Origin of the sequence: Bacillus sp. SIMBA_154 (assembly GCF_046536015.1) — a bacterium.
GTDB lineage: Bacteria > Bacillota > Bacilli > Bacillales > Bacillaceae > Bacillus > Bacillus pumilus_P.
In genome coordinates, this window is the sequence record NZ_JAWJBV010000372.1 from 1 (window position 1) to 261 (window position 261).

The 261-nt window shown below is 44.8% G+C and carries 1 pseudogene; it reads left to right on the forward strand.

Going from position 1 to position 261, the window contains the following annotated elements:
* Positions 1-261, forward strand: a pseudogene (locus tag R0K30_RS22420) (bacillibactin transport transcriptional regulator Btr); the annotation flags it as partial.

Consider the following 261-nt stretch of genomic DNA (forward strand, 5'->3'; position numbering starts at 1 on the left):
GCCGCATATTTGAATGAAGAGCAGGAAGCGCGGCACTGGCTTAAAGCTTATCAAAGTCTCGCCCATTCAGCGAAAGATACTCTTAAACACGTGCGGCATCAGCGGTTCTTATTTAACCGTGTATATAAAGAAAATATGTACATCGCCCATAACAACAGTATTGAGGATGTCTTCTTCGGTGATTTAGGCTTTGCCTCCGCAAAACCGGAATCTTTTGCTCCTGACGAAAAGATTTCCTTGGAAATGCTGGCGGATTGCCAG